Here is a 20,132-nt window from a genome sequence, read left to right on the forward strand (position 1 = left end):
CAGATACATGAAAGGAATTGTTTTTACAGAGTTCTTGGAAATGGTTGAGACCGCTTATGGTCTCGAGGTAGTCGACTCAATCATCGAAAAGTCCAACTTGCCTTCGGAAGGAATCTACACATCCGTTGCAACCTACGAATTTAATGAAATGGTCAGCCTTATTACGGAGTTAAGTAAAGAGGTTGACATTCCCCCCGGTGACTTAATATATACTTTTGGACATTACTTGTTTTCCAGTTTGGGCAATGCACATCCAGAGGTGATCCAGAATTATAACAGCCCTTTAGGACTTTTGTATTCTATAGAGGACCATATTCATGTCCATGTAAAAAAACTCTATCCGGATGCGGAACTGCCTTCTTTCAAAATTTTGGAAAAAACCGATAATTCACTTACCATGGTCTACACCTCTTCAAGAGGACTCTACCGCTTGGCCCATGGTCTTATAGAAAAAACCTTTGAACATTTTAATGGCAAGGCAGATGTTACCTATGAACTTATAAAGGAGAACGGAACGGAAGTCAAATTTAAGATTGTCCAATATGGATAACAAGGAGGTCCTACTTCTTAAAAAAGCCTTGGAGCGCCAAAAAAAAGCGCGCCAGCAGGCTGAGAGGATTCTTGAAAGTAAATCCAAGGAGCTTTATGACGTTACGCGTCACTTAAAAGAGACCAATACTAAGTTAGAGGGCCTTTTAAGTGAAAGAACATCTGAATTGGATGGAGTGTTTATGAACATTTTGGACCCTTATATATTAATGGATCTGCAGTTCAATGTTATCAATATGAACACTTCCGCGAAGGAACTGTTGCAAAAAGACCACACCAAAGAAAATGTAAATCTGGCACGTTTTGTACATCCAGATTTTCAACAGTATACCATGGAATCCATGCAATCCTTATTGGATGTGGGCACCCTTAAAAACTATAGGGCGAAAATAAGGATAGCCCATGATAGGGAGATTTGGGTTCAAATAAACGCCAGTCTCATTTTTAATAATAAAAGAAAACCAATTGCGGCCCAAGGGATAATTAGGGATATAACCGGGGAAATGGAAGTAAAGGAACTGTTGGCGGAACAGAAAAAGCAACTGGATATAATTGTTGAAAATTCTCCTTTGGGCATTCTATTGGCCAAGGATAATAGGATAATTAAGGCGAACAAAACTTTTATAGATATGTTGGGGTATTCCCATAATGAATTAAAGAATATTTCCTTGAAGGATATATCCGCCCCGGAAGAACAATCGGATTCATGTATGCTTCTCGATCAAATGAACGAAGGTATCTTGGAGGAGTTTACCGCCATAAAAAGATTCTTTAAAAAGGATGGGTCGTTCATTTTGACCAAGACCAGAATGAATGCCGTGACCAACCATCATGGGGAGATAAATTATCAGGTAGGGATTATTGAGGACATTTCAAAGGAGCGAAAGGCCGAAATGGAGTTGAAGGCATCTGAGAGTAGGCTTTCCACCTTAATTTCCAATCTGCATTCCGGTGTTTTGTTGGAGGATGAGGACCGAAGAATTGCGCTTACCAATAAAATGTTCTGCAATCTTTTCAGCATTCCCGCAAATCCTAATGATTTGAAAGGTGCGGATTGCAGTGAATCCGCTGAACAGAGCAAGATTTACTTTAAAAATCCCGACGCATTCGTAAAAAGAATAGAGGAAATACTTGAACAGAGGGAAACCGTTCTTTCTGACGAGCTTGAGTTGGTCGATGGTAGGGTGCTTGAACGGGACTATATTCCAATTTATAACGACGGCATCTACAAGGGACACCTTTGGGCATACCATGATGTGACCATCGGCAAAAATTATAAAAGGAATCTGGAGGCCCAAAGGGAGAAGTATAGCAGCATCATTGCAAATATGAACCTTGGTCTTGTGGAAGTGGACAATAACGATGTCATCCAAATGGTGAACCACAGTTTTTGCCAGATGAGCGGTTTTGAAGAACATGAACTTGTTGGCAAGGTGGCGAGCGAAGTAATTCACATTACCAATAAGGAGGTTATTTCCGCAAAAAATAAAACACGACTGGCCGGAGCATCTGATTCCTACGAAATTGAGGTGCAAAGAAAGGATGGTAGAAATAGACATTGGCTCATTAGCGGGGCACCAAGATATAATGAATCCGGTACCGTCATTGGATCTATAGGGATTCACTTGGATATTACGGACCAAAAGAATTTGGAGTTCCAAAAGGAAAAACTTTTAAAGGAATTGGAAATAAGCAATACAGGGTTACAGGAATACGCCCATATTGTTTCCCACGATTTAAAATCCCCTTTGAGAAGTATCAGTTCCTTGGCCACGTGGCTCAACGAGGATTATAAGGATGTTTTGGACGATGGGGGAAAGCAACAATTGCATTTGATGCAGGAAAAAGTAGCTTCCATGGATAAATTGATCCACGGCATCTTGGAATATTCTACCGCAAATAGTTCAGAATTGGATAATACCTGTGTAAACCTCAATGAGGTGATAACAGAGATACAGGAAGTCATATATATACCAGACCACGTGGAAATATGTGTGGCCCAAGACTTACCGACCATCATTGCCGATAGGACCAAAATGCATCAGCTTTTCCAAAATATCATAGGGAACGCCGTGGTACATATTGAAAAGGAAAAGGGCCTCGTAGAAGTATTCGCCCAAGATAAAAACGACTACTGGCAATTTACAGTAAAGGACAACGGCGTAGGAATCCCTAAAAAGTATCATGAGAAAATATTCAAGATATTCCAGTCTGTTGGGGAAAATCAAAGGTCAACAGGTATTGGTTTATCCATCGTTAAAAAAATCGTGGATAGATATGAAGGCGAAATATGGATAGAAAGTGAAATAGGGGAGGGAACCGAGTTCCATTTTACGCTGAAGAAGAATTTAAATAACCATAAGAAAGAATAAAGTATAGGCTACAAGCCGAAGAAAATTGCCTCATGAGTTCAAACATAGCAGTGTTCTATAGAACTCTTACAAAATTACACTTTGAATAAAACGAAAGAAAATAGAGGCGTCACTTTTCACCTTGCCTTTAAAGAAATTATATGCAGGAAAAACCTAATTTAAGCTATGTGGACCAATTGTCCGGCGATGATACCGAGTTTAAGAACTCCTTCATTTCCATTATAAAACAGGAATTTCCAAAGGAAATGGAGCTGTATTTGGATTGCGTGGACAAACAACTGACCAAACAGACCGCCGATATCGTTCATAAAATAAAACATAAGTTCAGTATTCTAAGTATGCAGGATTCTTATAGACTGGCCGTTGCCTATGAAATGGAACTCTTGGAAGGAAACACAACTTCAGAATCCGAATTCAAATCTGTATTGAAAATTATGGAGAACTACTTAAAAACCATTTGATGATGAATTGTATTATTATTGACGACGAAGCCGCAGCAAGGGCCGTAGTAAGGCAGTTATGTTCCAAAACACCTGAGCTGAATGTTATTGACGAGTTTGAAAATGCCATTGATGCCATCAAGTTTTTGAACCATCAAGATATCGATATCGTCTTTTTGGACATTCACATGCCAGGTTTTACAGGTGTTGACTTTGTGCAGACCTTAAAAAATCCCCCTAAAATTGTCCTAACCACTTCCGATACTGATTTTGGTATTGCTGCCTATGAATACGAGGCCATCGTGGATTATTTGGTCAAGCCTATAACACCTGAACGATTCGAAAAAAGTGTCCAAAAAATTATAAATGCTAAAAACTCCCGACAAAAAAATGTCAAACCTGAAGGGCCCGGACCTTCTGGGGACGAGGATTTGTACATCAACATAGACCGTCGTTTGATTAAATTGAAACTCGAAGAGATTTTGGTCATAGAGGCAAAAGGGGACTATATCGATATCAAGACGATTAAGGAACAATTTAGAGTACATACCACGTTAAAGAAAATCAAGGAAAAATTACCGGAGAAATTGTTCCTTCAAATACATCGTTCCTTCATCATAAATTTTACCAAGATTATTGATATTGAGGACAACAGTGTACTTATTGAAAAAAATGTTATTCCCATAAGCCGCTCCAACAGACCTGAACTCATGAGACGACTAAATTTATTATAGACGGTCCCCGTAGGTATTCAACCACCGGTCTACAGTATTGGGTGTTTTAACCTCAAAACCAATGGAATAGCTAAACCATGAACTAAATTTGTGGGTATAGTTATTAGTCGAACCTAAAATTATCACTCATGAAAAGTTCAATCTTGCTAGTACTTACTTTGAAGACTTTGGTAACCAGTTTAATTGGTGTTTTGCTTTCCGTGGTTTTTGCCGCCTCTTTTTCCATATTCGGTATTTTTTAGAAACTAAGTCTGCGGTTGTCTGTGGAAGGATACTTATAAGGAATTATGGGATTCTATTCCTATAAAATATTATAAAGTAAAATGGAAATAACGGATTCTTCAATACGGAACTGTGTTTCCTTAAATCTTTAAATCGATGTATGATTGATGGACATAATCGGGATTTTTATTTCTGATTCCATGGTTTTGATTACATCTTTATGGAATAATTTTTTGAAAATGGAATCCTCTTGCCGTTCCAATAAGACGACCATATTGGGATTTTCATTGCCTATGAACATCCGTAGGCCAAGGGGAACTGTTTCTGCTTTGATGACGTGAAAGGAAATATGATCTCCGTGCATTTTTTCATGCAGTATTTCGCTGAACCATTCCATTTGTTCTTCTCCTTTGGTATTTGTACCTGTATCCACATGGGCAATCTTTATGGAAACGTCCATGTTATTGAATAACTGCCCTAATTGGAAAATGGCCCGGGCATCCGCTTCCTCAAAGTCGGTTGCATAGACAAGGGACGTTATCGTTGAGAATACAAAACCATTTGGAACGATCAATAATTTAGAGTTTATATGTTTGAGCAGCCCATTGGCAATATTCCCTGAAAACAGCCCTCTTTTGGTATGTTCGTCCTTCATACCCACAATAACAAGATCACAGTCCAGATGTACGGTATACTCCAAAATGGTATCGGGAATTGAAACGCCAAATTCAGCCCTAGGGTGTATTTTTAATCCGTTCATTTTTTGGATCCCCTTTTCCGTATAGTAATTTACTAAATGCTGCAATTTCTCCGTTTTCAGGCTTCGTTGAATCTGCTTCTCCGTTTTAATGGTTCTTGCGGCAACCGGGGGAATGTCATAGACATAGAGCAATACCAATTGTGCATTTAGCTGCAGGGATAGTTTTTGGGCATATTGCAGGGTAGGAACGGAGTACACGCTGCAATCCGTCGCATATAGAATAGTCATCGGGCTATTTTTGGGTTCCCATGAAACTATCGAAAACAATTGGATTTAAGTATGATATAAATCATACTTAAACAATCCGTATTTGGTTAATTTAGAAGTTTCCTCTGTCCCTTAGTATTTCGGGAACATTCGCCATCCTTAAAGCGATATCAATGCGGTAATTTATCCTTTATCAAACCGTACAAAAAAGTACCGAAAATCGAGGCGATTATGACTACAATGATGGGAACATAACCTACGCCTACTAATGTAAACATAGGACCTGGGCAAGCACCGGCCAAGGCCCAACCCAATCCAAAAAGTATTCCACCGAACATATATCTGCTAAAACTCTTGGCCTTGGGTGGAATTTGTATAGTTTCCCCGTAAAATGATTTAATAGGCACTCTTTTTATCAGTTGCACCAATACAATTCCAATAATCACCGTAGAACCAATGATTCCGTACATATGGAAGGATTCGAACTTGAACATCTCATAGATCCTGAACCATGAGGCAGCTTCGGATTTGAACATGGTGATTCCAAATACGATTCCGATCAATAAATAGGACACTGTTCTCATACTTCTAAAATATTAGAGGGAAAATAAGGTGGATCATGGTCAAACCCCCGATAAAAAACCCGAAAACGGCAATCAGGGAAGGAAACTGAAGGTTGCTGAGGCCTGAAATAGCATGGCCAGAGGTGCAACCCCCAGCATAACGTGTTCCAAAGCCTACCAATATACCGCCTATGATCAATAGTCCAAGACTTTTGATATCGGTCAAGGCATTCATATCGAAAAGTTCCGTGGGCAAATAGGCCTTGCCCGCACTTTCAAATCCAAGTCCCTTAAGGTCCGTAACCGTATCCGGATTGATAGCAACGGCAGCATCCGTTGTCATAAAATGTGAACCAATAAAACCACCAATGATGGCGCCCAGAACAACAACTAGGTTCCAGCGTTGCGCCTTCCAATCGAATCTAAAAAAATCAGATGTCTTTCCTGCACCACAAATGGTGCACATGGTTCTAAGGTTGGATGACATTCCAAAATTCTTCCCCACCATCAAAAGCAGAAACATGACCAAGGCAATCATAGGCCCGGAGACATACCAGGGCCAGGGTTCATAAATCCAGTCCATATCAATTTTTAAGTCACAAATATATGACTTTGATCAGGTTTATGTATGTAACAATGGTTACATAGGTCTTAATCAGGTTTGAGAAGCCGTTTATTTAGCTTTTATAGAACACCATGGATTCTGAAAACATATTCTGAGCAAAAGTTCACTATAGCTTTAAACCGGTAATCAGACCATACAATTTTGACCGGATACAATGGATGGTACGGAAGTTTTTTGGGGGATTACGAGGCGTTTCTGGTTCCACCATGACCCCCGGCAACTATTACCAATATTTTTAGGCTTAGCCAGATGAACTTAAAAAACTGAATAATGGGGTTCATCATAAAGAAACGCTTTGATTTTGAAATTCGCTGTGTCATTATCGTTTTGTTTGGATTTTATGAAATTCTTATTCTGGAATGAGCCACCAAAAGGGTCTCATTTTAGCTTTGTAAAGAAATGCATAGTGTAGGGCAAGTTTTAGCCAATGACCTGCCAAACCAATTTCTCCAAAGGTTTTTTTCAATTGCCTGCCTTGGGTATCTGGGTATTTTTTGTAATCGGGCACAATGGGATAGGTGGTGATACTTATGCCACTGCCTTGGGTCATTCCGTATCCTGCTGAAGCAATGCAGGCCGCCCCCATGTTTCCTAGGGACCCTTTGTGGTGCAGTTCCTTCTTGCCATGGATGGTATCTATGATATTGTCCGCAACCAACTTTGCCGTAATTCCAGATGGCATTCCGGTTCTTGGTGGGGCAGGGGAAATAGCCGTTCCGTTTTTACTGACCCTAGGTTTTGAAATGGCATGGGGTGGCGCAAAGGCAATGCCCGGGGCAAATATATTTTTATAGGAAGGGTTTTGATAGGTTTCCGGCCAGTCCTGCACGCTCCATTCCTCGTAAGGTTTTGGTGTATAATCTGCATCCACAATCATAAAACCTTTGAATAGTTTCTCAGTAATATCATTGTCATTTTTATCATAGGCTTTGAACCCATGACCAGAAAAGGCAGGTATGAGCATCGCAAAATCATAGGTTTCTGATTTGAACTCACCTTCAAGATTTTCATAATGTGCGACCCCGTCTTCAATTTTGTTCACGCCTGCGCCCAATATCCATTTTATGCCGCGGTCCTCAAAAACCATTTCCACCATTTCATTGGATTTCATGATATTACTTCCATAGCTCAAAAGCATTCCGTCCATGCCAAAATCGCCCAATTTGGATTCATTGGATATCCAGACGATTTCTGCCATTTGCCGAACCTTATGCCGCCGGAGTTCTTGTTCCACATTTAAAATATATTCAAATGCTGCGCCTTGGCAGGTTGACTTTGCATGTCCGGTTCCAATTAAGATTTTGGCTTTTTTACCTTTTTTCATTTGTTGAATAAGGTCATCCAATGCATGCCAAGCATGTTCCGCATGGGAATAGGTACAAACGGAATATGCTTTGTTGGTGCCAGGGTTTAGTCCTTCGGTCATATCAAAAGCGAGCTTTGGACCGGTAGCGTTTATCAAATAGTCGTAAGTAACCTTTTCTTTTTGTCCCTTATTTTCTCCAACTATATATTCAATGCTTACAAAGGGCTTGTCGGTTTCCTCGTCGCCTTCCGGATAAAAGGTCGTTACCTTGGCCTGTTTATAGCGAATACCTTTTTTCTTATACAGAGGCTCAAGCGGAAACAGAATTTCCTTTGATTCCATTCTTCCAATTCCTACCCAGATATTGGAGGGAATCCATTGGTAATTGCTGTTTGGTGATATGACAACAACCTCATGTGCTTTTGACAATTTCCTTCGCAGGTGGGTCGCTGCCACGTGACCTGCAATACCGGCACCTAATACGACTATTTTGGACATGGATATAATTTTGTACTAAATTTAAAGCCTACTTTAATTACCCACAGTTACCAATGTTACACAAAAATAGAGCACCCAATTGGGTGCTCTTCGAAATACAGTTATCGCTCATACCTTAATAACTGGTATCGTCCAATTTTACCTTACCATGAAAGGTTTTGTATAAAAATAGAAAGTAGCCCGCTAATAGAGGCGCACCGATCAATACGATGGTCAGCATGATGCCCAATGATTTTTGTGAAGATGCCGCATTATATATAGTAACGCTATACTTTGGATCAATAGTTGATGGCAACAACACGGGATACAATTGAAAGGCTACCAGCATTAACAAAAATGCCATGATCAACGATGAAAAGACCAAGGCTTGAGAATATCGCTTTTTGGATACCAATCTGGGAACGTTGGCAACTGCCAAAAAAGCTAGAACTGGTAGTATAAAAAATATAGGCTGTTCCTTAAATTTATCGGTTACTCCATGTAGAAAAGTGAGCGTATATAATGAGGTAGTGGCAAAGCTTATGATAAAGAAAACCATACCCTTTTTTAAGAGGTAATTAAGTCTATCGTGCAGTTTGCCTTCGGTCTTCAATAACAGAAAGATTGCACCCTGTGTCATAAAAATGGATAGGGTGGTAAGGCCCGTCATCAGGGCATACGGATTTAAAAAGGTTAAAAAGATACCGCCCTTGTATACAAAATTCTCATGTAGTTCAAAACCTTGTAGAATGTTGCCTAGAACAACACCCAATAAAAAGCCTATCAGGGTGTTGGATACGAAATAAACGATATCCCATATTTTTCGCCACCATGTCATTTCTTCCGAGCTTCTAAATTTTATGGCTGCCGAACGCAGTACGAGCAGCATCAAGAATAACATAAAGGGAATGTACATGGCGGATAGCATGGTGGCATACATAACCGGAAAACCCGCGAACAAGGCACCCCCACCTATAATCAACCAGACCTGGTTGGCATCCCATAACGGGCCGATAGCATTTATCGCGATGCGCCTGCTCATATCTTTTTTAAAAAACAGATGCCATGCGCCTGCGCCGTAATCAAAACCTTCTAAAATTGCATAGCCGGAAAATAAAAGCCCAACGACCAAGTACCATAAGGTGGGATAATCAATACCTAAAATTGTTTCCATGATGTCGCTTTTACGTGTATTTTAAAAATTCGTTCGGATTTTTGGACTCTTCATAGGGTCCGTGTTTTATCTTTTTGTTCAAGGAGTACAAAAACAATAAAAACAAGATGGCATAAACGACTAAAAATAAAATCAGGGAGAAAAGAATTTGATTTGATGAAACTTCCTGTGAAAATGCCTCACTAGTTTTTAAGTGGCCATAGACCACCCAAGGTTGCCTTCCCATTTCAGCGGCAAACCAGCCCACTTGGTTGGCTATCTGTGGTAGCAAAACTGAAAACATGAAGATTCGCAACAGCCATTTTTTATCGAACAACGTCCCCCGCCACCATAAAAAGCTTGCATAAAGGGTCAACAAGATCAAAAACATTCCAATGGAGACCATGATATGGTAAAATTGAAATACCGCATTGACCTGTGTAGGTATTTCGTCCTTGGGAAAGGCATTCAAACCCTTTATGGGCGCCTCAAAATCCTGATGTACCAAATAGGACAATCCACCGGGAATCGCTAGACCGGTCACTTCTTGTTTTTCATTATTTACCCACCCCAATAAATATAGGTCAGCCGCTTTTGAAACATCATAATGACCTTCCATCGCGGCTAATTTAGCGGGTTGGTTTTTGGCGACGCCATCCGCAGAACTGTGTCCGGATACCAATTGCATTAGAGATATTATGGTCGCTATAAGCAATGAAATCTTGAATGCTTTTTTGGATATTTCAACGAACCTGCCCTTTAAAAGATAATAAGCATGTACACTTAGTACCATAAAGGCCCCTGCCAAAAATGCCCCTTGCCAAACATGAACAATTCTATCTATGCTCGAAGGATTAAAAACCATGGCCCAAAAATCTGTCACCTCTGCCCGGGCGTTGAGTCCTTCGCCTACAATATGATATCCCGCTGGGGTCTGTTGCCAACTATTTGCCACAACGATCCAAATTGCTGAAAACATGGAACCCAAAAAAACACCTATAGTAGAGATAAAATGGACTTTTGGTGAAACACGGTTCCAGCCAAAAATCAAAATACCCAAAAAGGTACTTTCCAGGCCAAAGGCGAACAAGCCCTCCGCTGCCAAGGCACTACCAAAAATATCTCCTACGTATTTAGAGTACACGGACCAGTTGGTGCCAAACTCAAACTCCATAATAATTCCCGTAGCCACACCAATTCCAAAAGTTATGGCGAATATTTTTAACCAAAAACGGGTGAGAACTTCGTATTGTTTGTTTCCTGTCTTAAGATAAAGACCTTCCAAAACAACCATGATCAGACCAATTCCTATGCTTAGCGGGGGATAAATATAATGGAATGCTACGGTGAAGGCGAATTGGATACGGGCGAGAATCTCTACATCCATAAGAAAAGTTTTTCCAAAAATATATACTGATCTAATGATACTTGGTAACCCTGGTTACATAAATTTTATTTTAACATTTGGTATCTGTTCCAAGTATTCCGCTGAAACATCCTTACAGGGCCTATACTCCTTCAGTCATTAATCTATTTTGACTATAAATATATTTGTGATTTCATGTGCTGATTAAGAAATGCCCAAGCATTTATAATTCATAATGTGACTTTAGTCACATTATGATAGTCTTTTACTAGCTAGATTTGCACCGTGAAAACAAAGGGTCTATTTATAGCTATTGTATTCTTGGCCATTACCATGACCAGTAGCCTCAAAATTGCAGCTACATTGGGATATTATGCCCTATTTACCCAGGACTTCATTGAACGCTATTGTGAAAACAAGGAAAGACCTGAATTGAAATGTGATGGTAAATGTACGCTCTCCAAAATGTTACAACAGAAAAAGCAGGAGGAAAACAAGCCCATAAATATAGATTGGCTCAAAACGGAGACGATACTCTTTTTAGGAAGCGTATGTTCCATTAAATTTGAAGCTTTTCCTATTAATAAAACAAACGGGTTTCTTCACACCGATTTATATCGTTTTCATTACATCCAAAAAATGATTATACCACCCTGGAATTAGGTTTCATTTACCATTCCCAGTTACCGGAGTACTTAAGACTCACGGTACATGTTCTATGTATAATTATTAAAGCTTAAAGATGAATCTTAAGTATTTTAGGTTGCTAGTGGCGTTGCTTCTGGTAAACCTTCTGAACGCGCAAAATTTTAAAGGTAAAATAGTATCCGAAAACACTAAGGAGGCACTGTCCGGGGCCCATATTCAAGTCAAAGAAGGGGAGGCCACTTACACCAATATGCATGGCGAATTCCAAATGCACTTGAAGCAAACAGGGCAAAAAATCATTATATCCTTTATGGGGTTTGAAACCAAGGAAATCCAAGTAAGCCCCTCGGACGAAATCATGGTAATTTCCTTACATGAAGCTCCCATACAAATCCAGGGCGTATTGGTAACCGGACACATTAAGAATGATCCCGCATTTACCATGGAATCCAATGACTATGTTAAGAAAATTGTACAACCAAGAAATGTGGCGGACCTATTCGCCGATGTCAATGGTTTTTCCTTGATAAAGCGGGGAAACTACGCCATCGATCCTAGTTATAGGGCTACGCAATATGAGCAGTTAAATGTTCAGTTTGATGGGGGAACCAAAGTCATGCATGCCTGTCCCAATAGAATGGACCCTATTACTACCCATGTCAATCCAGAGGAAATAGAAAAGATTGAAATCATTAAAGGACCCTATACGGTGCGTTATGGTGCCACTTTTGGAGGCGTAGTGAACATGGTGACCCAAAAACCATCGGCAAAGGATTTTGGATCAAGCGGACAAATAAATGCGGGCTATGAAAGTAACGGTGGCTCGATGGTTTCCTCGGCCAAAATTCAACAGGTCACTTCAAAATATGACATTGGCGGTACCGTTGGCTATAGGGTTTTTGGAAATTATAAGGATGGTGATGGTACGGAAATTCCTTCCGCTTTCAGAAGTCTGGAATACGGGTTTATAGCGGGTTATAATTTTAGTGAGAAACAAAGATTGCAGGTCAATTGGAGACAATCATATGGCAGGGACGTCTTACATGCCGGTCTTCCCATGGATACGGACGAAGATAACAGCAGCATGCTTTCCTTGGACTACGGGCTTACTGGCATGGATGGATTGGTAAAGGATATAACCGCTAAGGCCTATTATAGCTATGTGGACCATATTATGTCCAATACCAACAGGCCCTCTTTTATGATGACGGAAGCCCTTTCCGAAATCGATGCTACCACGGCCGGTGGTAAAATGGAGTTTAAACTCGTGCCCAATAATAGACTTTCGTTATATACAGGTTTGGATGTGTTGCATATTGCCCGTGATGGGGCCCGTACCCGTTTGGTGAAACGGAATATGATGGGACCTTTGCCCATGCCCATGGAATTTGTGGACAAAGTTTGGCAGGATTCCTATATTAACGACCTTGGTGTTTTCACTGAAAGCAAGTACCTGATAACTTCCAATACGATTTGGACCGCAGGTATGCGGTACGATAACGTAACCTCTGAAATTAAAGATCCGGAGTCCGATTTTGCAGCCTTATATCCTGATTTGGATAAACGTACAGAACATAATATCAGTGCCACGACCTCTTTAAAATATGCCCCTACAACGGAATTTATTATGGAGGTGGCCTACGGTAGGGGCGTGAGATCTGCCAATATGATAGAACGTGTCATCAATCATTTTACGGTGGGGCAGGACCCTTTTGAATATATAGGAAACCCCAATTTGGATGCCGAAGTGAACAACCAGTTCGAACTTGGGTTTAAAGGGAAATTGCCCTTTTCCGATACCCACACTAACAGCTTCAATTACAGTACTTCTTTTTATTACTCGGTATATGAAAATTATATTGTTCCCATTATTGACGAATCCCAGACCCGAAAATTTATGCCTGCCAATGAACCCGTTAATCCCAAGGTCTTCCGTAATTTGGACAATGCCTATAAAACGGGGTTTGAGCTCATGGCCGGACTGGATTTTTGGACCAATTTCAATTTCAACACGCAACTGGCCTATGTATACGCCAAAAACAAGGACTTGAACGAATCCCTACCCTTGGTGCCCCCGTTGACGACGAGGATTAGATTGGGGTACGAGACGGAGAAATTTTGGGCAAATGCCAATTATACCATTACTTCCAAACAGGAGGACATTGCCCCGTCTTTTGGGGAACAGGTTACGCCCGGTTATGAAGTGTTGGATATCCGTCTAGGAGTTATACCTATCAAGAACGTTTCCTTGGGAGTAGCCGTACTGAACTTGTTCGATGCCACGTACAACAATCATTTGAACTTTACCTTTAATAACCAGGCAGATTTTGGAAGGGTGCCAATCAATGATCCTGGTAGAAATTTCTCTGCATTTTTGCAGTATAAATTCTAGATCAGTTTCCAGGCAATCCAATTATAACTTTTAATAAAGGGGCTAATTCAGTTAGCCCCTTTTGTACCTGTAAACCTTATTACACTAGCCTCACCTACATGATAAAGCCCTTCCTTTAAGTAGGTGGTCAATTCCTCCAGGTAGGAAAATGATATCCCCTTAAATTCTTCTTTAATTTCTGCGAGGGTAAAAAGCATCTCCAAGTTCTTGGGTCCGCCAGAGGCCTTCCCCAATTGGGATTTTGCAAATGCCTCAAAAATCACCGTTCCTCCAGGTTTTAAAAATGTGATGAGGTGTTGATGGGCCTTTAGCCTGATTTCCTTTGGAAAATGGACATAACTGAATCCAAGGACATCAAACTGTTTTGCGGAAGTATAGTCCAAAACATCGGATATCTGATAATCCACATCAAAACCAAACGGAGCGATTAAGTCGAGGGCTTTTTTTCGGGCGGATTCGCTATAATCAAAACAACTTGTTTCCCAACCTTTTTGTAGGGCATACAGGGCGTTTCTTCCCTCGCCTTCGGCAGGGAGCAAAAGGGAACCTGGCTCCAAAATATCTAATTCCTGTTTAAAGAATTGGTTTGGCTCGGTGCCATATGCAAAGGATTCCTCAGCATATCTCTGGTTCCAAAAATCCTTCATTCGAAAATATTAAGGCATCAAGGCGTAGCCCTGCAACTGATAATTGGCAAGAACGGTCATCGCGGATAGGGCCAATTCCGTATTTGGGTTGAGGTCTTCCGCCATGATATTTCGGGCAGCCGTGGCCTGTGCACAGACAAAAAGTTCCACCCCGTACTCTTTCAATAATTTCAACAACTCCGTATTTGGATTGGCCTTGCTGTACATTTCTTGGTGTTTGGTATCGTTCAATGTGGCAAAAGTGGCAGCTCCATGAAGCGCGGCAACTATATGGACCTTATTCGATGGTATGTCAGCGGACCCCAACATGTTGATGACCCTTGCAATTTTCCACAAACCCTTGTTTACACCGTCCATTTCAGAATCACTCGTAATATCAAAAACCAATTTGTATTCCAAGGAGGCATCGGGCTGTACGGCCACATTCTTGAAATTCTTGATTTTGCCATAACCTGTGATAATGGGCGTTTCCCATTCCTGTGCCGTGGAAATGGCCATACATAAAATGGCGGTAAGTAAGCTCATTGTTGATCTCATATTGTACATGTCTTTTTTTGATTTCATTGACTGGTTTCAAGTTGATGGATGACGGCTCACTGCTCGTTCCATCGATAAATTTCTCGATAAGTTTACGAAAATATCGTTTCTTTTTGGGTTTATTTGTAACAATTGTTACTGTGTTTTCTAGAGTCGAGTACTAATTTCGTTGGTCTTTTAAAAGTTTGTACACCAAGTTATGGAGCATTTTGGATATTTGGTAAGACGTCTTTTCTGGCTCTTTGCTACAGTTCTCATCTTGGTTACCCTACTTTTTATTACACTTTTGACCTATCGACCCGGACCTTCGGAAACCACCAACTCCCTTCTTGTGGAAGAAAAGGCGGAGGAATGGTATCCTAAGGATGTAGTAGACGCTTTGGCCAATGGTAGTATGCCCCCCCAAGTGAAGAAGGGTTTTTTATTTGTTTCGGAAACGCCCGGTCAAATGGGTCCTCAGGCTGATGCCCCAAACAAAAGATTTACCGGGAATAATCTCACTTGTACCAACTGTCATTTGCAATTTGGGACCCAGGCGGGCTCTGGATCATGGGTGGGAGTAGCAAATCGGTTTCCCCAATTTGGAGGAAGGGCCAATGCTTTGGGCGATTTAAAAGATCGTATCAATGGGTGCATGGAGCGTAGTATGGACGGTAAGAAGTTGCCCAAAGATTCCGAGGAAATGCTGGCCATTGTCGCTTACATGGAGTGGTTGGGTGAAGACTTGCCCAAAGAAAAGGAAAACGAGTATAAAGGATATCCAAAAATAAAAATTCCGGAAGAGAGGGTTGATTTGGATAGAGGAAAATTGGTGTATGATAAGGAGTGCCTGGTTTGTCACGGAGCCGACGGTCAGGGAATTAAAAAACCCGATGCCTCCAAGGGGTATCTATATCCACCTCTTTGGGGCGCGGATAGTTTTAACAATGGCGCAGGCATGCACCGGGTGATTACGGCCGCTGAATTCATTAAGAGCAATATGCCCTTTGGATTGGCCACCTATAAAAATCCAAAACTTACGGATGAAGAGGCCTATCATGTAGCCGGTTATATCAACAGTTTTGACCGACCCATAAAAGCGAATACAGAGGCGGACTATCCCGATAAAAAACTAAAGCCAGTATCCACATCCTACGGACCATGGGTAGACGATTTTCCCCTGGAACAGCACAAGTTCGGTCCCTTCCAGCCCATTATGGAATATTACAAAAGGAACTATAATATAGAAAAGTCCAAATAAGGGTACATGAGAAAATTTTGTCTTTTATTGTTAGTACCCATTTTAGTGTGTTCCCAAGATAGGACCAAGACCAAAGTATATGGAAGCTTTTCCGGACAATGGCGGAATTATTTTATGCATACATCCAATAAAGGTGGGTTGAAGGATTTTAGTGCCTTGTCCACAGGAGGTCATTTGAAATACACATTGAATTTGGGAAGTCGTTTTACCCTTGGCACCGCAGTCTATAATTCCACAAATATGGGACTTCAGGATTTGACCGTTCCCGATGGCGTCACAGGAAGGTTAAGTAGGTATGAGGAGGGTCAGTTTGACAGATTGGACCTGGAAAACGATGCCGTTTTTATCCTCGGGGAATTGTATGTGGACTATCGGAATGAAAAAAACCGATTCACTCTGGGACGAATGAAAATCAATACGCCCTTGATCAATCCCCAGGATGGCAGGATGATCCCTACATTGGTACAAGGATTTTGGTACAGGCACCAACAAAGCTCACAGAATACCTTTCAATTGGGGGTGCTCAATGAAATAGCCCCACGTTCTACGGGTGGTTTTTTCAACATCGGTGAGAGTATTGGCACCTATCCGGTAGGAAGGTCCGTTTTTGGTTCAGAAAGTCTGTATGGCGGGAATACGGAATCGGATTTTATCCTCATTTTTAATTCCGATGTAAAACTGACCGAAAACCTACAAATGGATGTTTGGAATTACTATGTGGACAATGTATTCAATACGGTTTATGTAAAGCCCAGTCTCCGTTTGAATGAAAAATGGTTGTTGGAGGCGGAATGGTTGCACCAAAACAGGGTAGGGAACGGGGGAAATGCATTGCAGGAATTTAGGTATTTCGCCAAGTCCTCCTCTGATATTATCGGTCTGCAATGGCGCTTTACAGCCCAGAAAACCCACCTTTCCTTAGGGTATGATTACATATTGCCCCGCGGACAGTTCCTATTCCCACGGGAGTGGGGCAGGGAAGACCTTTTCAGTTTCCAAAAAAGGGAACGTAGCGAGGGTACCGCCAACAATCATGCGCTCGTATTTACCTATGATGATACCTTTGCGCTTTTAAGGGAAAAGATGGATGTCAGGACCATCTTCAGTTTGGGAAGGCACTGGAAGCCAACCGTCACAGATGCTGAAACCAACAAGTATGCGATGCCGGATTACACCCATGTGAACTTGGACCTTTTTTTTAATATAAAAGGGTTAAGGAATTTAAAACCAGAACTTTTGGTCACAAGTAAAATCGGCAATGGGGACATTCCTGACAATCCCAATTTTGTCTTTAACAAGGTGGATATGCTCCATGTGGATTTTATCCTCAACTACAATTTTTAATTACAGCGTTCATTGCTACTTTCTAAAATGTTGAGGTATTCTTCCATGGATAAATATTGAGGAGTATAGTTACCGCCCATTTGATTAATCGCACCTACAAAAGCTCTTAGATGATTTCTTGAACCACACTGTAAGCTTTCGAAAACATTTAAAATATCACCGTTCGAAATCGATTGCATTTGGTCTTCAAGATCGACAATATCCAAATCCTCAATGGTAGCACCAATGAGTAGTGCATTCAATTGTGATTTGCTTCCGTCTATAACGAATTGGTTGTATAGTCCTTGAAGCTCCTCATTCATAAATTCCCCTTCCGGTAAGCTGGAATATGTTAGGTTGTAACGTTCTATTAGAATGGATACCGCATTTACATGGGATTGTTCACTTTTTTGGATATTCAAAAATTGATTAATACCCCACAATTCACCTAAATAGGTGTAGGTATCCAAGGCCAATTTTTCTTCTTCTACCATAAAAATTAAAGCATTCTCTTCTGTTTTTGATAGGGAATCATTAATTACGGCATTGTTTTCTTCTTTATCGCAGGAGGTTGCCAATAATAACAGGACAACACTCACTAAACCTGATAAGCAGTTCTTTCTAAAACCTTTCATGACATTTTTTTATTTATTTCATGAAATTCTTGAATTTGAGGGAGGATTACTGTGACTAGGGTTGCATAACAGCTTATTTATGAATTTTTTAGCATTTTTTTATTGCCCTATATAAATTAAAAAATTCCCTAGGTGTTTTGCCTAAGGAATTAATTTGAGTTAGTTAAAATTCAGTTTTTTTAAACGTCTTGGCCTTTCATCATCTTGTTCCAGTATAAATAAGGGAGTCCGTATTTTTTTAGCATCCATAGTCTCCAATGCTCTTTGGAGGAATCAAAAACCAACATCTGTTTTAATTTGGGATCCGGTGTAAAATTGTTGTTATAGTCAAATTCTGCCAAGACCATCTTACCATAATCGGTTACTAAGGGACAGGAAGAATATCCATTGTAGGCTTTTGAGCCCATGGATTTTGTTTTAATCAGTTTATCGATGTTATCCACAACTATGGGAACTTGTTTGCGAATGGCAGCTCCGGTTTTTGCCGTTGGTAAGGCCGCTACATCACCCAATCCAAAAATATTGGGATATTTGGTATGCTGCATGGTTTTATGGTCTACATCCAACCATCCGGCATCGTTCACCAAAACAGAATTTTTGACAAATTCAGGAGCAACGGAAGGGGGAGCGGTATGCAACATATCGTAATGGATACCGTATCGGTTTCCGTCTACGGTTACCTTAACGTCCTTGTAGTTGTATTGGAAGGAGTCGTCCAAAAGCCTGTCATCGTCCTCACCGGCCATCACCACACAACCACCTGCAGTGATATCCTTTCCAAGCTCGTACCAAGCGATTTTTTTGTCTCCATCCACGGCCACCAATTTATGGTAAAACCGCAGATTGATATCCTTTCTATCCACAACTTCCATTAATGTTTTGGCCACTTCCTTAACCCCAAATATGACCGTTCCACTGGTTGCAAAAACGACATCGGTTTTGTCCCTTACACCACTTTTTCTAAAATGGCTTTCCGCTAGATACATTATTTTTTGTGGAGCCCCACCGCATTTGATCGGGGTTGTAGGCTGGGTAAACAGGGCAGTTCCTCCCTTAAAGTTTTTGATTACGTTCCAAGTGTGTTTCGGATCCGTATAATTACTGCACACCACACCTTTGTCCATGGCCTCTCCTAGACCTGGAACCAAGCTATAATCGTAGGCCAATCCTGGAACCACTACTAAATAGTCGTAGGATATATCCCCTTGGGTAGCCGTATGTACTATATTATTTTCAGGATCGAACCCTGTCGCCTTGTCCTTGATCCATGTAGCTTCCTTGGGCATAACGGTCGACATGGGTCTAGCGGTTTTGTCAAAATCATAGGTGCCTGCACCTACCAAGGTCCATGCCGGCTGGTAATAATGGGTGTCAGATGGTTCAATGACCGCTACATCCCTGAGTTTTTTTTGCTTTATCAATTGCGATGCCACCATGATTCCGGCCGTTCCCCCTCCAATAACAAGTATTTGATGATGTGAGCTCATTCTTAAGTTTTTTTGTTCAACTTGTTAAATATATAGGGTAATTTTTATGAATTGTGTAACATTGGTTACAGAACCATGAATTAATATGATATTGATCATAAAAAAGCCGATCCCTACCAAAGGAACCGGCCTAAAATCCATTGTTGATATTGGGAATTACTTTGTTTTGCAGGTATTAATTCCGAAGAGTGTATACAGCGGACAAAAACTGATGAAACTGGTCAATAGAAAAATGGCGGCCAAGGCCATCAATACATAGGCCAATGTTCCTCCAATGACATTGAAGTAATACAAGGCAAAAACTGCCAATGCGATTATGATTCGGATGGTTTTATCCGCACTACCCATATTTTTTTTCATGATAAAAAGATTAATTGGTTATTACTATTACTAAAAGGGCAATAAATTATGTAAGTTGCCGCTTCTTACTTTACAATTTGGTTGTTAAT

At 40.7% G+C, this 20,132-nt stretch carries 20 protein-coding genes; 8 read left to right on the plus strand and 12 right to left on the minus strand.

Annotated features, from left to right (window positions below):
- Positions 1 to 7 precede the first annotated feature (7 nt).
- The 4 genes from DZC72_RS09835 to DZC72_RS09850 all read left to right on the plus strand — a co-directional run bounded on the left by DZC72_RS09835 (position 8) and on the right by DZC72_RS09850 (position 4,095).
- Positions 8 to 550 (plus strand): heme NO-binding domain-containing protein, encoded by a 543-nt coding sequence (locus DZC72_RS09835; protein ID WP_125222766.1) that lies wholly within the window; start codon positions 8 to 10, stop codon positions 548 to 550.
- Positions 543 to 2,921, plus strand: a complete 2,379-nt coding sequence (locus tag DZC72_RS09840) for a PAS domain S-box protein (RefSeq protein ID WP_125222767.1) — start codon at positions 543 to 545, stop codon at positions 2,919 to 2,921. The genes DZC72_RS09835 and DZC72_RS09840 overlap by 8 nt, the downstream gene beginning before the upstream one ends.
- A 140-nt stretch (positions 2,922 to 3,061) precedes the next feature.
- A complete protein-coding gene (locus DZC72_RS09845; protein ID WP_125222768.1) occupies positions 3,062 to 3,382 on the plus strand; it encodes an Hpt domain-containing protein in 321 nt (106 codons plus the stop codon).
- 2 nt (positions 3,383 to 3,384) lie between these two features.
- Positions 3,385 to 4,095: a LytR/AlgR family response regulator transcription factor gene (locus DZC72_RS09850; protein ID WP_125223701.1), complete on the plus strand. Its 711-nt coding sequence runs from the start codon at positions 3,385 to 3,387 to the stop codon at positions 4,093 to 4,095.
- A 370-nt stretch (positions 4,096 to 4,465) separates the two neighbouring features.
- Here the strand turns inward: DZC72_RS09850 and DZC72_RS09855 are convergent, their stop codons facing one another.
- The 7 genes from DZC72_RS09855 to DZC72_RS09880 form a co-directional block, all read right to left on the minus strand.
- Positions 4,466 to 5,305 carry a universal stress protein gene (locus DZC72_RS09855; protein WP_125222769.1) on the minus strand — a complete coding sequence of 280 codons (840 nt, stop codon included), beginning with the start codon at positions 5,303 to 5,305 and terminating at the stop codon, positions 4,466 to 4,468.
- 149 nt (positions 5,306 to 5,454) lie between these two features.
- A complete protein-coding gene (locus tag DZC72_RS09860; protein ID WP_125222770.1) occupies positions 5,455 to 5,868 on the minus strand; it encodes a DUF6691 family protein in 414 nt (137 codons plus the stop codon).
- 4 nt (positions 5,869 to 5,872) lie between these two features.
- Positions 5,873 to 6,430 (minus strand): YeeE/YedE family protein, encoded by a 558-nt coding sequence (locus DZC72_RS09865; protein WP_125222771.1) that lies wholly within the window; start codon positions 6,428 to 6,430, stop codon positions 5,873 to 5,875.
- Positions 6,431 to 6,654: 224 nt separating this feature from the next.
- On the minus strand, positions 6,655 to 6,792 hold the full coding sequence (locus tag DZC72_RS17780) for a hypothetical protein (protein ID WP_165776607.1): 138 nt from the start codon (positions 6,790 to 6,792) through the stop codon (positions 6,655 to 6,657).
- Between the two features lie 29 nt (positions 6,793 to 6,821).
- Positions 6,822 to 8,276, minus strand: a complete 1,455-nt coding sequence (locus DZC72_RS09870; protein WP_125222772.1) for an NAD(P)/FAD-dependent oxidoreductase — start codon at positions 8,274 to 8,276, stop codon at positions 6,822 to 6,824.
- Between the two features lie 115 nt (positions 8,277 to 8,391).
- Positions 8,392 to 9,429 carry a cytochrome d ubiquinol oxidase subunit II gene (cydB, locus tag DZC72_RS09875; protein WP_125222773.1) on the minus strand — a complete coding sequence of 346 codons (1,038 nt, stop codon included), beginning with the start codon at positions 9,427 to 9,429 and terminating at the stop codon, positions 8,392 to 8,394.
- A 10-nt stretch (positions 9,430 to 9,439) separates the two neighbouring features.
- Positions 9,440 to 10,795, minus strand: coding sequence for a cytochrome ubiquinol oxidase subunit I (locus DZC72_RS09880; protein WP_125222774.1), 1,356 nt, complete (start codon positions 10,793 to 10,795; stop codon positions 9,440 to 9,442).
- A gap of 264 nt (positions 10,796 to 11,059) precedes the next feature.
- On the opposite strand from DZC72_RS09880, the gene DZC72_RS09885 reads away from it, so the two are divergent.
- Positions 11,060 to 11,437, plus strand: coding sequence for a hypothetical protein (locus tag DZC72_RS09885; protein WP_125222775.1), 378 nt, complete (start codon positions 11,060 to 11,062; stop codon positions 11,435 to 11,437).
- A 79-nt stretch (positions 11,438 to 11,516) separates the two neighbouring features.
- On the plus strand, positions 11,517 to 13,814 hold the full coding sequence (locus DZC72_RS09890) for a TonB-dependent receptor (RefSeq protein ID WP_125222776.1): 2,298 nt from the start codon (positions 11,517 to 11,519) through the stop codon (positions 13,812 to 13,814).
- A gap of 47 nt (positions 13,815 to 13,861) precedes the next feature.
- On the opposite strand, the gene DZC72_RS09895 is transcribed toward DZC72_RS09890, so the two are convergent.
- Positions 13,862 to 14,461: a class I SAM-dependent methyltransferase gene (locus tag DZC72_RS09895; protein WP_125222777.1), complete on the minus strand. Its 600-nt coding sequence runs from the start codon at positions 14,459 to 14,461 to the stop codon at positions 13,862 to 13,864.
- Between the two features lie 9 nt (positions 14,462 to 14,470).
- Positions 14,471 to 14,986 carry a DsrE family protein gene (locus DZC72_RS09900; RefSeq protein ID WP_165869305.1) on the minus strand — a complete coding sequence of 172 codons (516 nt, stop codon included), beginning with the start codon at positions 14,984 to 14,986 and terminating at the stop codon, positions 14,471 to 14,473.
- A 211-nt stretch (positions 14,987 to 15,197) separates the two neighbouring features.
- Here DZC72_RS09900 and DZC72_RS09905 point away from each other — a divergent pair, with 211 nt between their 5' ends.
- Together DZC72_RS09905 and DZC72_RS09910 are read left to right on the plus strand one after the other, a co-directional pair.
- Entirely contained in the window at positions 15,198 to 16,238 is a 1,041-nt protein-coding gene (locus tag DZC72_RS09905) for a c-type cytochrome (RefSeq protein WP_125222779.1), read from the plus strand.
- A 6-nt stretch (positions 16,239 to 16,244) separates the two neighbouring features.
- Positions 16,245 to 17,582 carry an OprD family outer membrane porin gene (locus tag DZC72_RS09910; protein ID WP_125222780.1) on the plus strand — a complete coding sequence of 446 codons (1,338 nt, stop codon included), beginning with the start codon at positions 16,245 to 16,247 and terminating at the stop codon, positions 17,580 to 17,582.
- On the opposite strand, the gene DZC72_RS09915 is transcribed toward DZC72_RS09910, so the two are convergent.
- The 3 genes from DZC72_RS09915 to DZC72_RS09925 form a co-directional block, all read right to left on the minus strand.
- Positions 17,579 to 18,196, minus strand: coding sequence for a DUF2202 domain-containing protein (locus DZC72_RS09915; protein ID WP_125222781.1), 618 nt, complete (start codon positions 18,194 to 18,196; stop codon positions 17,579 to 17,581). The genes DZC72_RS09910 and DZC72_RS09915 overlap by 4 nt on opposite strands.
- Positions 18,197 to 18,375: 179 nt before the next feature.
- Positions 18,376 to 19,683 carry an NAD(P)/FAD-dependent oxidoreductase gene (locus tag DZC72_RS09920; protein WP_125222782.1) on the minus strand — a complete coding sequence of 436 codons (1,308 nt, stop codon included), beginning with the start codon at positions 19,681 to 19,683 and terminating at the stop codon, positions 18,376 to 18,378.
- Positions 19,684 to 19,839: 156 nt separating this feature from the next.
- Entirely contained in the window at positions 19,840 to 20,043 is a 204-nt protein-coding gene (locus tag DZC72_RS09925) for a YgaP family membrane protein (protein ID WP_099544558.1), read from the minus strand.
- Between the last annotated feature and the right edge of the window lie 89 nt (positions 20,044 to 20,132).

Origin of the sequence: Maribacter algicola (assembly GCF_003933245.1) — a bacterium.
GTDB lineage: Bacteria > Bacteroidota > Bacteroidia > Flavobacteriales > Flavobacteriaceae > Maribacter > Maribacter algicola.